This is a genomic window from Ruegeria sp. BE1, from assembly GCF_056538885.1.
Window position 1 is genome coordinate 23,534 of record NZ_JBQFTY010000004.1, and the last position, 13,743, is coordinate 37,276.

Annotated in this window: 7 protein-coding genes; 2 read left to right on the forward strand and 5 right to left on the reverse strand. The window is 58.2% G+C overall.

Annotated elements, in window-relative coordinates; translation table 11 throughout:
* The first annotated feature begins 196 nt into the window (after positions 1-196).
* On the forward strand, positions 197-1,984 hold the full coding sequence (locus ACR0J5_RS12975) for an ABC transporter ATP-binding protein (RefSeq protein ID WP_480653983.1): 1,788 nt from the start codon (positions 197-199) through the stop codon (positions 1,982-1,984).
* A gap of 19 nt (positions 1,985-2,003) precedes the next feature.
* On the opposite strand, the gene ACR0J5_RS12980 is transcribed toward ACR0J5_RS12975, so the two are convergent.
* From ACR0J5_RS12980 to ACR0J5_RS13000, 5 genes are read right to left on the reverse strand one after another with little or no spacing between them, the layout of a single operon-like run.
* The gene (locus ACR0J5_RS12980; RefSeq protein ID WP_480653985.1) at positions 2,004-3,314 is read right to left on the reverse strand and encodes an HlyD family type I secretion periplasmic adaptor subunit; all 1,311 of its coding nucleotides are present in this window, start codon (positions 3,312-3,314) and stop codon (positions 2,004-2,006) included.
* Positions 3,298-5,439 (reverse strand): type I secretion system permease/ATPase, encoded by a 2,142-nt coding sequence (locus tag ACR0J5_RS12985; protein ID WP_480653987.1) that lies wholly within the window; start codon positions 5,437-5,439, stop codon positions 3,298-3,300. Before ACR0J5_RS12985 ends, ACR0J5_RS12980 begins: the two co-directional genes overlap by 17 nt.
* Entirely contained in the window at positions 5,436-6,827 is a 1,392-nt protein-coding gene (locus ACR0J5_RS12990) for a TolC family protein (protein ID WP_480653988.1), read from the reverse strand. Before ACR0J5_RS12990 ends, ACR0J5_RS12985 begins: the two co-directional genes overlap by 4 nt.
* Positions 6,787-7,575, reverse strand: a complete 789-nt coding sequence (locus tag ACR0J5_RS12995; RefSeq protein ID WP_480653991.1) for a SapC family protein — start codon at positions 7,573-7,575, stop codon at positions 6,787-6,789. Before ACR0J5_RS12995 ends, ACR0J5_RS12990 begins: the two co-directional genes overlap by 41 nt.
* Before the next feature lie 48 nt (positions 7,576-7,623).
* Positions 7,624-11,487 carry a beta strand repeat-containing protein gene (locus ACR0J5_RS13000; protein ID WP_480653993.1) on the reverse strand — a complete coding sequence of 1,288 codons (3,864 nt, stop codon included), beginning with the start codon at positions 11,485-11,487 and terminating at the stop codon, positions 7,624-7,626.
* Between the two features lie 210 nt (positions 11,488-11,697).
* Here ACR0J5_RS13000 and ACR0J5_RS13005 point away from each other — a divergent pair, with 210 nt between their 5' ends.
* Positions 11,698-13,737: a hcalcium-binding protein gene (locus ACR0J5_RS13005; protein ID WP_480653995.1), complete on the forward strand. Its 2,040-nt coding sequence runs from the start codon at positions 11,698-11,700 to the stop codon at positions 13,735-13,737.
* Positions 13,738-13,743: the final 6 nt, after the last annotated feature.

Consider the following 13,743-nt stretch of genomic DNA (forward strand, 5'->3'; position numbering starts at 1 on the left):
TTGCCGAAAGCTTAAAGACCTGATGTCAGGGGCGACACAATGCCCTGATTATCTGCGTTCAACCTATGGATTCTTGGGGTGGTCAGGAATAACTAACATCATCACTTCTGATCTATACTTAGCGGTACAGATTGGGATTTCGGTAAAACCATAAAGCTGGCATGCATCGAAACTGCTAAAGGTTTTGGAACGTAATATGATCAAGAAAACCTGGGCCAAATGGAAAAACGGCCATATCGGACGCTTGCTGTTCGAAAGCCTCCGCAGCCAGGGTTGGCTCTACGGCATCTCGATGATCGCCATGGTTGTTGTTGCGGGCACGACGGCGGGCACCGCATGGATGATGGAGAACATCGTCAACGCTATGACCGAGCCGGAAATGCGGTCAAAAGTGGGTTTGATTGCCGCCGCTGTCATGGGGCTGTTCCTTAGCAAAGCGGTCGCATCCTATGTGCAGGGCGTCTTTCTTGCACGGGCCGGGAACCGGATTATCGCCGTTCAGCAAGAGCGCCTTTTTGCCAAGCTGATCAAGCGGGGTGTCGGGTTTTTCTCGCGCAACGAATCCTCGGGGTTGCTGATGCGGGTCACGCAGGGTGCGCAGGCGGCCAGGCGGCTGGTCGATGTCATCGTGACCGGCTTTGTGCGCGACCTGCTGACGTTGGTTGGCCTGATCATCGTCATGGTCTATCAGCAGCCGCTTTTGTCGATACTTTTCTTCGTTGTCGGTCCGGTTGCTCTGGTTAGCGTCCGAATGCTTCTGAAACGTGTCAAGGCGATCATGAAATCCGAGATGATGGCCTTGTCCGAGATCATCAAGGTTCTTCAGGAAACGTCTGGCGGCATCACGATCATCAAGGTTTTCGGCCTTGAAGAACATATGGAAGGCCGCATGAACGGTGCCATCCGCTCGGTCGAAGCCCGCGCGAATTCAATCGCCAAACTGCAGTCGATTGCCAGTCCGTTGATGGAGTGTCTGGCCGGTTTCGCAATCGCGGGGATTCTGATTATCAGCACAATCGGCTTCGGCGGCAGCGAACCGACATCTGCAGGTCAGCTGATGTCTTTTATCACCGCTCTGATGATGGCTTACGAACCTGCAAAACGGCTGTCAAAAATGCGCGTTTCTATTGAGACGACGCTGATTCCGATTGAGATGATGTTCCAGCTTCTGGACGAAGAAGACCCGATGAGGGAAAGCCCCGATGCCAAGTCGCTGGTCACGGATGCAGGCGAGATTCGTCTGCGGGATCTGACCTTTGGTTATACTGAAGGTAAGCCGGTCATCTCGAACATGAACCTGACTTTTGAAGCCGGCAAGACAACCGCGCTTGTCGGACAGTCGGGTGGTGGTAAATCAACGATCTTTGGCCTGATCATGCGGTTCTACGACCCTGTTTCCGGTGCGGTTGAAATCGACGGTCAGGATTTGCTGGGCATTAGCTTTGCCTCGCTGCGTCGAAAGATTTCCTATGTCGGCCAAGAGACCTTTTTGTTCTCTTCAACGGTCATGGACAATTTGCGGTATGCGCGACCGGAGGCCACAGACGAAGAAGTGATGGAGGCAGCGCGCGCAGCACATGCGCATAAGTTCATTGAGAACCTGCCCTACGGGTACAATACACAAGTCGGCGAGAACGGCGCCTTCCTCTCTGGTGGGCAAAAACAAAGGCTCGCCATTGCCCGTGCGATTTTGCGGAAATCTGAAATTCTGCTTTTGGATGAGGCCACAAGCGCGCTTGATGCCGAATCTGAGACTTTGGTCAAAGCGGCCCTGGACCGGTTGACCGAAAACGTGACGACCATCGTGATCGCTCACCGTCTGTCCACTGTGCTTGAGGCGGACAAGATCGTTGTTATTCAGGAAGGCCAGGTTCTGGAAGAGGGCAATCTTGAAACGCTGATCGAAAAGGATGGTGTGTTCCGGCAGTTGTTCGACCATCAGTTCAAACAGCCAGCGAAAGAGGCTGCCGCCCAATCAGGCTAGCAAAGACGGTGGGGCACCCTCATTCACGCAATGCCCTGTCCTTGATTTTGACTACAGGCTGCAGCAGGTAGTCCAGAACCGATTTTCGGCCAGACAGAATATCAACCTCGGCAATCATGCCGGGGATGATTTCAACCGCGACACCATCCGCATCCAGCATCGAGTTGCTGGTCTCGATTTCCACCACAAAGACCTCTTCGTCGTTACGTTCGGATCTTGTGATCGTATCGGCTCCGATCCGCATAATCTGTCCGTTCAGTGCACCGTAGCGTGCGAAATCATAGGCGGTAATCTTGACCTTGACCGCTTGCCCGGCGTGCAAAAAGGCAATGTCTTCAGGGCGCACATAGGCCTCAACCAGTAGCGTATCGTTTAGGGGAACGATCTCGACCAGCTCCTCTCCGCTGCGGGCAAGCCCGCCGATTGTTGTCCGATGCAGGCGGTTGACGATTCCACGAACCGGAGACCGCACCTGTGCCCGGTCGGCCCTGTCGCGAAGCGCTGGCAGAACCGGTTCCAGAGCGGCCAGTTCGGTTGTTGCCAGTGCAAGATCGGTAAGGGCAGCACTGCGAAACCGGCTGCGGGTTGCCCGAATCCGGTCGTCAATTTCGTCCAGACCGGTTTTCAGACGGTTGGTGGCCGCAACGGCGCGGGTTTTGCGCCCTTCCCATTCCGCCTCCCCCCGGCGGAGTGACAGCAAGGTGGTCATGGGCTCCATACGCTTTTCGACCAAAGGCTCCATCATCGCGCGTTCTTCTGCCAAAAGGCTGAGTGTTTCCTCAGCGGTGACGCGTTCGACCAGCCCCTCTTCATATTCCTGCTGCCTTTGCTGCCGTTGACGTTCGAAGATCGCAACTTCGGCATATAGCTCGGCCTGCCGCCCCTGATACAAAGCCGTCTCAGACCGCACGACCTCGGGCGCTCCGGCAATTAATTCCGGTGAAAAGGTCAACTCAGTGCCGGCAATTTCCGCATCCAGCCGTTGTATCCTGGCCATCAGTCCAAAGGCGCGCTGTTGTTCCTGGCTGAACTGACTGTCGATCTGGGTTGTCTCAAACTCCATCAACAGCACGCCCTGATCGACAATCTGCCCCTCACGCACCTCCAGTGACTTCAATACACCGGGTTCTGTCGCTTCGATCACCTGTATGTCCGCCGAAGGCACAATCCGTCCATCCACACGCGTGACATCATCCAATTCCGTCAAATGCGCCCACAGGCCCAAGGCAATCAGACAGGCCGCGATGGCCAGCAACAGCACTGATCCGCGTACTGGCGAGCGCCCCCGCATTTCACGGGCCAGCGTGTTCAGGTCAGGATGCTGCGACATTCAGATGCCCTCTCGCTTTGCGGACGTGCCGTGTCAGTATGCTTTTGGGTCCGTCTGTCGCCACTTGCCCGCCTTCGATCACAATGACCCTGTCGACAAGTTCCAACAGGCTGGTGCGGTGCGTGACAACCACCATAGTCGTGTCCTGGGTCGCTTGTTTGAGCCGTCGGATCACCTCGGCCTCGGTTTTGACATCCATTGCGCTGGTCGGTTCATCCAGCAACAGCACAGGTGGGTGTCCGATCAACGCCCGGGCCATCGCAATAGCCTGCCGTTGCCCGCCCGACAGGCCTTCGCCGCGTTCGGCCAGTTTCAGATCATAGCCCAGGGGATGCTGTGCCACGAAACCTTCAACACCCGAGACCTGTCCCGCGTAGATCAAGTCCTGTTCCCGCGGACGGACGGCCCCGCTGTTGATATTCTCGCGCACAGAGCCCGAGAACAGCCAGATATCCTGTAGGACCGATCCCACATTGCGCCGCAAATCGCCGGGGTCAATCTGGCGGATATCCAGACCATCCAACAGGACGGACCCGGATCGTGGTTCATAAAGCCCAAGCAGCAGCCGGGTTATTGTGCTTTTGCCCGAGCCAATCGGGCCCAGGATCGCCACTTTCTCACCGGGTTCAATCGAGAAAGACACCCCGGACAATGTGTCCTCGGGCTGATCCGGATAGGCGAAGTGTACGTTTTTGAACTCGATACGCCCTTCGATATCTGACCGGCTGATCCAGCTGCGCCCAAAAGGCCTCTCGCTTTCGGCCTGCATCAGCGCGTTCAGGTTGCGATAAGCGCTGCGGGCCTGATTGATCCGGGTCAGCGTCTGCGCCAACTGTCCAAGAGGGGCCAGAGCCCGACCGGTCAACATCACCGACGCAACAAGGGCCCCCATGCTTGCCTCACCGTCAGCGATCAGAAAAACGCCGTAGAATACGATCAGAACCTGAGCGGCCTGCTGCGTGAACCCGGTCAGGTTCAGGGCAAACTGCGTCACCATTCGACTGCGTGCGCCATGCGAGGATTGGCGTTCAATCGCGTCTTCCCAACGGGATTTCATTTGTCTGGCAGCGGCGGTGGTTTTGATCGTTTCAAGACCCGACACAGTCTCGACCAAAACAGATTGTTTGGACTGGCCATCGGCAAAGCTGCGCTCTGCCAAACGCGCCAGAATGGGTTGAACGACGATGCCGGCCAGCAACACTACCGGCACAGCCAGCGCGGGGATCAAGGCCAATGACCCCCCGACGAGGTGGATGACAAACACAAACAACGCGATAAACGGCAGGTCTACCAAAGCGACCAACGTGGCCGAGGTGAAAAACTCTCGCAGTGTTTCAAACTCGCGGACGGTGCTGGCCATGGCTCCGGTCGAACCAGTGCGGGATTTCATCCGGATGTTCAGCACCTGATCGAAAACGCGGCGCCCCATCTGCATGTCAGCTTTTTGCCCGGCGCGGTCGATGAACCCGGCGCGCAGCAATTTCAGGATAAAGTCAAACCCCAGTGCGATGCCGACGCCTGCGGTCAGGGCAATCAGGGACTCGGTGGCCTCGTTTGGGAGCACGCGATCATAGACGACCATTATGAAAATCGATGTGGACAAACCCAACAGGTTTGCCAGTGCGGCGGCCAGAACCACCTGCGTATACGACCACCGGTTTGCAGCCATCGCGGACCAGAACCAATGGCCTGAGGATGGTGTGCCGGCCTCTGCAACATCGCTTTGGTGATTGCGGCGAAACAGAATGGCATAGCCGGAATACGTCTTACCTAGGGTGTCTTCGGGAACGGCGCTAACGCCTTCGCCGAAATTCGGATCGAAAATCAACAACTGGTTGTCTGGAGTTCGGCCGTGGTAAACAACTGCCCCGCCATCCTCCAAAATCAACAGGGAAGGAGCGAGGCTTGCATCAAACTCTCTGAGTTTCTGCTGGCCGTACCCAGCCTGCAAACCAGCCTTTCGCGCCACATCGATTGCATCGCGCAGGGTTAGACTGTCCGTTGCGCCGGTTTGCGCCGAATAAAGCGCCGACAAAGTCAGGGGACAGTCCATCTGCGCCGCAACATGCAACAGGCAGGATTCAAGTGGCGAAAGGGCGGGGCTTTGAACACGTTGCGGGGTCATGGGGTGTCACTCCAGCGTCCGATCGATACACCCAGTAAATCCAGAATGTCACCTGTGAGGCTGAGCGCTGCATAATTGGTCAGAAAGAAGTTTTGTTCCGCCAGGATCAGCCGCTCCTGAGCGTTCACATAGTCACGCTGCGCGTCCAGAATCTCGATCAGGCTGCGTCGGCCTATGGTAAATTGCGCCTGCGCCGCAGCAACGCTGTCTGCATTGGCCTGAACGGCAATCCGGGCTGCGTTCAGACGCACAGCGCCTGCGGTCTGATCGGACCGCACGAATTCCAACTCGCGGCGGATGGCTCGGATGATAGAATCCCTGGCAAATTCCGCTTCTTTCACCCGGGCTTCGGCGGCGGCAATATTGGCGCGGCGTTGGCCGGTGCTGTCAATTTCATAGTTGAGCGACAGATCGACCCCGAAATTTGCGTCATTGTCGTCATCACGGTCGGCGAAAGCTGCAATCTGAACACCTGGCTGACGGCGTGACAGCGCGGCTGCCTGCTCGGCTTTTGCAGTCAGAAGCGCCGCATCGGCGCGTCGAACCTGCGGGCTGTCCAAAACAATCTGACTGTCCGTGCGTGCAAGGTTCGGGGCGGGAACGGGGGCAGGAAGCACGCCGGGTGGGCGGCCGAAAACCTCATGAAACTGGGCTTTTGCGCGATCCAGACGTGCCTTGGCGTCTGCCATCCGGGTCTGTGCGTCGGCCATGCGCGACCGTGCCGTCAACATGTCGGCGGTTGAGCCTGCACCCTGTTCGGATCGCTCTGTGATCTGCTGAACCAGTTCTTCGTGAACGGCGACGTTTTGCGTCAGGATTTGAAGTATCTTCTGCCGGTCAAGCACCAGCACATAGGCTTCGATTGCTGACAAAGCGACAGCCGAAGCCGTTTGCAGCTGCTCTCCACGGCCTTCCAGAACACGGGCTTTGGCTGCGGCCAAGTCATTGGTTGCGGCACCCCCGTCGTAGACGAGTTGCGAGACGCGCAGAAACGGGGTCACATCAGCGGTGTCAGAGTCGATCCTCTCAGACCGCGCATTCACACCGATAGAGACCTGCGGCAGGAACGCCCCTCTGGCCGCGTCCTGATTGGCTTGTGCGATGGTAAGCCGGGTCGCATTTTGTGCGAGATCCGGACTTGTCTCGATCGCCTTGCGAATTTGCTGACCAAACTGGCTTTGTGCAAGTTGGGGGGCAGGTTGACTGGCTCCGGCCCCTATCGACCCACTGGCCAAGGATGTTTCTACGGCGGTCAGGCTCGGTGCCGGTGTACACCCCTGCACAATGGCAATGACGAGAAAAAGCGGTAGAACTCCACATTTGCGATCAAGTTTTAACATAGGTGTTTCACACCCCATAGGTTCCGAAGGAATCGTCGTTCTGAGCATTTGCTACTGCAGAGAGAAAACCGGAAATGTCTGAATTTTCGGTGTATCCCTTCTGTGAAATCTGCTGTTGGGCACGCGCCAGCCACGCAATGTGGGATAGCGAAACCTGATGAGCCTGGAGCAGCGCCAATGCGCCGGTTTCGAACAAATCCAGTTTTGCGCTGTCGGGCAGGGCGGCCAATCTCGCATCGTCAAGGCGCTGCGTTTTCGGCGGAAGAGCAATTTTGTCATGAGACGCGCAGGGTTTAAGCAGCCCCAATTCCTCGATCTGCGCGCAAAGAGCACGGGTTTGCTGAGCGGCCCAGGCTTGGGCTTGAAAAAACCGTTGTACGCCGCGCAAGGTCGGTGTGAGTTTTCCAGCTGTGTCAAAAAATGCTTCGTCTTGCGGATCGCGGCTCAGCAGCCCTGATGCCTCGTCGATACAAAGCTGGAACTGTGTCGATTTACCTGCAGGATAAGGTAGCGCCCGAAACGGGTAGCATCGAAGATCAGAGGGCACATACTGCGAAAGCCACGATCCATCCGCCGCAACAAAAGGCATGGGCATGTCCGCAGTCAGAGACAACAACGCAACAGGCTCGATGCACGTTCCACGATGCTGAAACACAATAGGAAAAGCTGCAGCGGCTTGCATGACCTCCGAGAGGACGACAGGACACTCCGTTCGGTGCGCTGCAAACCCATAAGAGGTATAACGTTTCCAGTAGAGCGACCCGTGACGCGACTGGCTGACCGGAACCGATTTCATTCTTGCCCCCTGCGGTGGGTGGGGCCGCCGGGGCAGCCCCACTGATCCTTACGCTGTCGCACCGGTTGGATCGGTGTGCAGGATGTTGTCGGTCGTCAACCCGCTCAGGTCATCCAGCCCGGACAGCTGAGCGACCGTTTCAACCGAGGCTGAGTTTGGCGCGCTATAATCGACCTTGACCAGCACACTGTCGGTCCCGTCTGTGGCGAGGACGTAGATTTCGTCGCCAGCCTGTGTACCGGTCAGGCTTTCAACCGCTGTCTCAATGCTGCTGTCCGACAAATCGCCAAGAACTGTCGTCAAACCAACAACGCCGGTGTTTGCACCAATGGCATCCCCCGTGGCCAGTGTTTCCACGCCGGTTCCGTCGCCGCGCAGGTCGGAAACATTGAGGTTGCTGAACAGGATTGCATCTGCCGCTTGGGCTTCGGCCCCCAATGAGAACCCGGTGACCGTGTCAACGCCGTTGGCGGTCGGATCGGCTTCGAACACAACGGTGTCGCGCCCGGCACCAGTCACATCGATGGTGTCGTCACCACCCTGGCCCCGGATAAAGTTGTCAACGTCTGTGGCAACCAAAGTATCGGCGCCGTTGGTTCCGAACTGCACCATACTGTCCCCGCCATCGGCCGTCGTAACGGTCAGTTCGATAGGTTTTGTGGGATCAAGAACCGTCATGTCGAACGTCAGCATGGGTTGGGTCGGGTCATTGAAGCTTAATCCAAATCCGGCAAAGCGGACGACGGACGCGCTGACTGGGTTCGTCAACAGAGACAGGAAATCTCCGTTGGCAACGTCGGACCCGGTGTCAAACGAAACGACGGATGGGTCAAACCCCAGATCAATATTCAGCGCCAGACCGCCCGAGAAGTCCTGATCAGGATCGGCATAGACCTGAAACGTGACAGTGTTTCCGCTGATCCCTGCCTGGGTGATGACATAAGCGGCGGGTTCATGCGCGGCGTTCTCGTCTGTGGCTGTCAACGGATCGGGCCCGCCCGAAACCGTTGCATCCGCCGCAAAATCCAGGTCATCGCCTGCATCGAAAGAGGAAAAGTTCGATGCGGCAACCGCCAGCGACCAGCTGCCATCTGCGCCAACAGTTGCGGTGCCGACAGGACTTCCGTTCAAGGAAACATCCACAGACTGCCCCGAGCTGAGCCCGATGGATGTGCCGGTTACGGTGACGCCGGACGTTTGCGCATCCGCAATCGAAATTGCGTTGTTTGCCGCGACAGGGTTGATCGACAAAACCGGGCGCAGATCCGTTGTGACAGATGCTGTCGCCGGCGTTGCCGCGTTGCCTGCCTGATCGGTCACACTGGCCTCAACCGTATAGCCCGTGCTGTCGGACAAGGCGCTCAAGTCGGATGAGGGCACCGTTGCGGACCATGTGCCACCAGACGCTGTGCCAGTATAACTCTGACCATTCAATGTGACGGTCACCACTTGCCCATCTTCGGCTGTGGTTGTGCCGGTGACGTTTAGGTCACTGCCCTGTTCGGAAATATCCAGCTCGGCCCCTACCGGCAGCGGATCCAGCGTCACCGTTGGCGCCGTGAAGTCGGTGTTCAGGTTGACGCTGGCCTGAGAGCTATTGCCCGCCGCATCCGTAACCGATGCTTCAACCTCGTAGCTGGTGCCATCTTGCAACGTGGTCAAGTCCATCGCAGGGGCGGTATAGGTCCAACTGCCACCGCTGACTGTCGCCGTTCCGGTGACATCAACAGTGCCATCCGGGCGCGCGATTTCAACTGTGACCACTGTGCCGTCGGCTGCATCAGATGTGCCTGTAACCGTCAGGTCGGTGCCTTGCTCGGCAGCGTTCATCACTGCGCCGTCGGAAACGCCCGTGATGGCCACTGAGGGCGCGGTGAAATCCGTATCAAAACTGGTGGTGGCCTGCGCCGCCGGGTTGCCAGCAGTATCCGAAACATCTGCTGTAACCGCGATTGTGGCGCCATCCGCCAAGACTGCCAAGTCCGCAGCGGGAACGGTCACGGACCAGGCACCACCGGACGCCGTACCTGTATAGGTCTGACCGTCCACCGTGACGGTCACGGTTCGACCGTCCTCTGCCGTTGTGGCACCCGAGATGGACAGGTCCGACCCTTGTTCGAAGGCATTCAGAACCGAGCCGCTAGACAATGTGTCGACGGATACGGTTGGGGCGGTTGCGTCTTTGGCCAGCGCGACACTGGCTTGAGGGGCGGCCAACCCGTCTGTATCCGAGACATCTGCGGTTACGGTGAAGCTGCTGCCGTCGGCCAATGCTGCCAGATCAACCGCAGGCACGGTGACGCTCCACGCGCCGCCCGAGACAGAGCCCGTATAGGTTTGGCCATCCAGGGTCACTGTGACCTGCTGGCCATCCTGCACATTGCTCGTCGTGCCAGCGACAGTCAGGTTCGACCCTGTTTCCGCTGCGTTCAAAACACCACCAACAGACAGAGGCGTTACGGCAATGGAAGGGCCGGTCAGATCAACCGGAACCGAGGCCGCGGCAGGGACCGAGACGTTGCCTGCGGCGTCAGACACAGTGACGCTGACCGCTGCGGGCACACCGGTCGAAAGTCCGCTGAGATCGGCGCTTGGGATGGTGACGCTCCAGGCCCCGCCAGCAGCCGTGGTCGGATAAGTTTGACCGTTGAACGTGACCGTCACCGCCTCGCCATCAGCTGCTGAGGTCGACCCGGTCACAGTAAGATCGCTGCTGACATCGACCAACTCGATAGACCCGCCCGCGACCGGGTCCAGTGACACTGTCGGAGCCGAGAAATCGGTATCAAAGCTGGCACTGGCCTGAGCTGCAGGGTTGCCTGCCTGATCCGTAACATCAGCCGTGACAACGATGGTTGCACCATCGGTCAGAGCTGCCAGATCTGCTGCCGGAACTGTCACGCTCCACTGGCCGCCCGATGCAGTGCCCGTGTAGGTCTGCCCGTTGACTGTTGCGGTAACGGTCTGACCGTTTTCTGCATCTGTCGTCCCTGTAATCGTCAGATCGGTACCCTGTTCAGCGGCATTCATCACCGCACCGTCTGAGAAACCCGAGACTGTCAGGGCCGGAGGAATCGTGTCCACATCAAAGATGATCGCTTCAGAAGACAGCTCCTCACCATCCGCGTCCAGATTGCGAACAGTGACGGTCTGGTCACCCTGGGGGAGGCTGGCGGCTTCGGCTGCGGTCAGCGACACGCTCCAAGATCCGTCGGCAGCCGGGGTGACGATTTTGGTCACGGTTCCAATGGTCACTTCAACCGTTTCGGTCCCATCCGGCGGTGACAGGCTCAACTGCTCACTGCTGAGCGCATTGGTTTGCACATCCGACAGATTGAGCGGCGGATTGCTGGGAACGGGGGGTGGAGGCGGGGGCGGTGGGGTCACGGCCCCGCCCGTGTCCGCGTCATCGCTGTCGCTACCTCCACCGCCGCCACCTCCGGCGGCGGCAGCGGCACCGGCCAAGCCCAGACCGCCCAGAACGGCGCCGGCACTGCCGATACCCCCACCGGCAGCTGCAGCGCCACCTGCCTCAGCCAGACTGAACTGGGCAATCTCAGCCACGGCACCTTCTGCGATCATGATCGCGCCGCTGTCCAGGACCTGTACATTCTCGGCGTCAACGACCAGTTTGCGCCCATCGGCCAGCTTCAACAAAACGTCGCCATTGTCCAACAGCTTGACCGACCTTACCCCGGGGATCGTTTCGGCGAACTGAAAGGCATAAAGCTCTTCAATAGTGGCCTGCGCCAGGGCGGGCAGGGCCAGAAGTGTCGACCCAAGACCGCCTGCGATGCCGCGCCCTGCCCATCGGCGCATCTTTCCGTCGACCCATTTGCGGATTGTCTGCTTACGCTCAAAATCAGACTGATCGGCAGCCAGATGATGTGTGGAGTCATGTTCTTTGGTCATCTTACCCTCACAGGTGGTTTGCGCGTCCGTCTGAGGGGTCCGGGAAGTTTTCATTTGCTTATCCCTTCGGTGTCTCAGGCAGCCGGACCTGAAAAAATTGAGTTAAACTGGGGCTGAACTCCTCGTTTTCTCCACATTCCCGCTTTGGTTTCGAACTGGGCCTCAGATCATCCTGTAGTCGGTGCCGATTTTGGCGTGGGGTGGTTTGATATGAGGCTTCAATTCGAAGGCGTGGTTGCAACAGGGAGCGCAGCGCTCGATTCAGGTATCGGTGATACGGCTTTAAAAACGTTTAATGGCGACACGTATCTCTACAGCCTGTCTGGACCGGGTGGCGGGATCGTGGTTTGGAAACTGGTCGAAGGCGCTGTGCCGCAGCTGCAGGACACCGAGTATTATGCCGGGACGATCACCTTTCAGGTTGGTGATAGTGGCATTCCCGTTTCGCTGGCTGGAGAGGATCAGCTGGTGCTGGATGTGCGCACGGCAGCCGGTCTGGTCGGGTATGAGCTGAACCCAGACGGCACTGTTGGCGCGCTGTCCGAGACCGATTCGCTGGTGGGCGGTGGGGACATCTCGGCGCTAGCCCAGTCCGGCGGCGTTCTGACCCTTGCCCATGAAGCCACTGGGCAGATTGCCTCTTACACGGTGAATGGCGATGGGTCGCTTTCGGTTGTCACTTCGGTGGCGGGCAGGGCAGATTCCATGCAAGTGGTCCAGTCAGGTGGCGCGCAGATCGTGATTGCTGCCGATGCGGCCACAAATGCGATCAACACTTATGCGCTGGATCAGGACACCGGGGCCTTGTCGGCTGTCGACAACAGTGATGCACTGGCCACTTTGGGGATCGCGGCCCCAACGGCGGTCGAAGTGGTTCAGGCTTATGGTCAATCTTGGGTCGTCGTGGCAGGGGCGGGTAGCAACTCTCTGAGCGTGATGGAATTGGGGAGTGACGGGAGTCTGACCGCGACCGACCATGTTCTGGACACGCGCGACACCCGCTTTGAGTCGGTGCAGGATCTGGCCGTGATCGAGGTGAACGGGCAGGTGTTTGTTGTGGCGGGCGGTGGCGATGACGGGATCAGCCTGTTTACACTCACCCCCAACGGGCAATTGGTGCATCAGGACAGCTTTTCCGACACCAATCAAAGCGGTTTGCAGAATGTCGAAACCATCAGCGTGGCCCATGTCGGGGATGAGTTGCAGATCCTCGCCAGCTCGCAACAGGATGCTGGCCTTACGCAACTCAGTGTGACGGTGGGCGATTTAGGGATCGTTCAGGATGGTTTCGGAGATGTGAACGGAACCGCCGAGAACGATATTCTCAGCGGCAGTGTTTTTGACACCACGTTAAAAGGCGGGGCAGGAGACGATATTCTGATCGCGGGTTCAGGCACGACCACGATGAACGGTGGCTCTGGAGCCGACATATTCGTGATGCAATATGGCAGCAATCCAACAACTATCAACGGGTTCGAGGCAGGCGTCGATCGGTTGGATTTGTTCGACTACTTACTGTTGCGCAGCCCTGCGCAGTTGAATTTTATCAGCACGGATCAGGGCGCGCGGATCGAATTCCGGGATGAGGTTGTCATCCTCAATTCCTCGACCGGCGGGTCGCTGACCAGTGCTCAGGTCTTTGGGTCTGAATTTGGGGGGCCAGATCACATTCCGGTGGATTTCAGCGATTTCGGAGGGCAGGCACCTGGAAGTTCGGATGGGGTTCAGGGCGATATCATGATCGACTCGAACACTGCGAACGCGGCCCTGTCAGATGCAGAAATTCAGTTCACCCCAAATGGTGGCGGAACCATCAGCGTCCAGGCGAATGACGAAGGGCGCTTTGACCTGGATTTGCCGTCCGGGTCCTTTGACGGAGAACTGGACGTCATCAAATCCTATTCCACAGCCAGTAATGAGATCACCTCGCTGGACGCGCTTCAGGCCCTGCGCATCGCCGTCGGGCTAGAGCCGACATGGGGTCCAGCAACGCCGGAAAACCTGATCGCGGCGGATATTACCCAGGACGGGGTGGTCAACGCGCTGGACGCGCTGGCGATTCTGCAGGTGGCTGTTGGTTTGCCCTCGGCGCATGATGCCAAATGGGTTTTTCTGGATGCGGATGCCGACTTGTCCGGCATATCGGCGGGTAACGTCAGCTATGACACCGGCGTCGATGTGACGGTGACCGACAATGTACTGACAGCAGATATGACCTCGATCCTGCTGGGCAATCTGGATCAGGTCTGATGCCGC

Excerpts from the sequence above, each read along its gene's own strand:
- ACR0J5_RS12985 (WP_480653987.1), bottom strand. The coding sequence starts at position 5,439 with ATGACCCCGCAACGTGTTCAAAGCCCCGCCCTTTCGCCACTTGAATCC.
- ACR0J5_RS12975 (WP_480653983.1), top strand. The coding sequence starts at position 197 with ATGATCAAGAAAACCTGGGCCAAATGGAAAAACGGCCATATCGGACGC.
- ACR0J5_RS12990 (WP_480653988.1), bottom strand. The coding sequence starts at position 6,827 with ATGCTCAGAACGACGATTCCTTCGGAACCTATGGGGTGTGAAACACCT.
- ACR0J5_RS13000 (WP_480653993.1), bottom strand. The coding sequence starts at position 11,487 with ATGACCAAAGAACATGACTCCACACATCATCTGGCTGCCGATCAGTCT.
- ACR0J5_RS12980 (WP_480653985.1), bottom strand. The coding sequence starts at position 3,314 with ATGTCGCAGCATCCTGACCTGAACACGCTGGCCCGTGAAATGCGGGGG.
- ACR0J5_RS12995 (WP_480653991.1), bottom strand. The coding sequence starts at position 7,575 with ATGAAATCGGTTCCGGTCAGCCAGTCGCGTCACGGGTCGCTCTACTGG.
- ACR0J5_RS13005 (WP_480653995.1), top strand. The coding sequence starts at position 11,698 with ATGAGGCTTCAATTCGAAGGCGTGGTTGCAACAGGGAGCGCAGCGCTC.